The sequence below is a fragment of the Streptomyces sp. NPDC005791 genome, assembly GCF_042871485.1.
GTDB lineage: Bacteria > Actinomycetota > Actinomycetes > Streptomycetales > Streptomycetaceae > Streptomyces.
Window position 1 is genome coordinate 1 of record NZ_JBIAIP010000048.1, and the last position, 1,073, is coordinate 1,073.

1 protein-coding gene is annotated in these 1,073 nt (G+C 68.4%); it reads left to right on the plus strand.

The features are described from left to right. Positions 1-119: 119 nt before the first annotated feature. A complete protein-coding gene (locus ACFYSH_RS33950; protein ID WP_388757745.1) occupies positions 120-1,073 on the plus strand; it encodes an IS481 family transposase in 954 nt (317 codons plus the stop codon).

Sequence of the window (1,073 nt, forward strand, 5' to 3'; positions counted from 1 at the left end):
TGTTCTGTCCACGGAGGTTGGGTGCGGTGACAGTGATCACCGTCTTGGGATCTTGAACGGGTGAGGGCCTTCCGGGTTCGGTGTGGATTACGACGTCTACACCAGCCCGAAAGGCCCTCATGCCCCACCGTAATGCACCCCTGACCGAGACCGGACGCCTGCGGCTGGCCCGTTGCGTTGTCGAGGACGGCTGGCCCCTGCGCCGGGCCGCCGAACGCTTCCAGGTCTCGCCCACGACCGCCCAGCGGTGGGCCGGCCGCTACCGGACCCTGGGCGAGGCCGGGATGACGGACCTCTCCTCCCGTCCGCACCACAGCCCCCGCAGGACCCCGACCCGCACCGAACGCCGCATCATCAAGGTCCGTGTCCTTCGCCGATGGGGACCGGCCCGCATCGCCCATCTACTGGGCCTTGTGCCATCGACCGTGCACCGCGTCCTGACCCGATACGGCCTGGCCCGGCTCAGCCACCTGGACCGGGCCACCGGCCGGGTCATACGCCGCTACGAACGCGACCGGCCCGGCGAACTCGTGCACGTGGACATCAAGAAGCTCGGCAACATCCCCGACGGAGGCGGCCACAAGGCCCTGGGCCGTCAGGCAGGCCGCAAGACCCGCTCCGGAGCCGGCTACAGCTATATCCACACCGCCGTCGACGACCACTCCCGCCTCGCCTACAGCGAAATCCACACCGACGAGAAGAAGGAGACCGCCACCGCCTTCTGGACCCGGGCACACGCCTACTTCACCTCGTGCGGGATCACCGTCGAACGCGTCCTGACCGACAACGGCGCCTGCTACAAGTCCCACGCCTGGCGCGACGTGCTGGCGGCGGCCGGGATCACCCACAAGCGAACCCGGCCCTACCGGCCCCAGACCAACGGCAAGGTCGAACGCCTCAACCGCACCCTGCTCGACGAATGGGCCTACGCAAAGCCCTACCGCTCAGAGCAGGAACGACGCGACGCCTTCCCCCACTGGCTGCACACCTACAATCACCACCGCGGACACACCGCGCTCGCAGGCAAACCACCCGCCAGCCGCGTCCCCAACCTCACAGGGCAATACACCTAG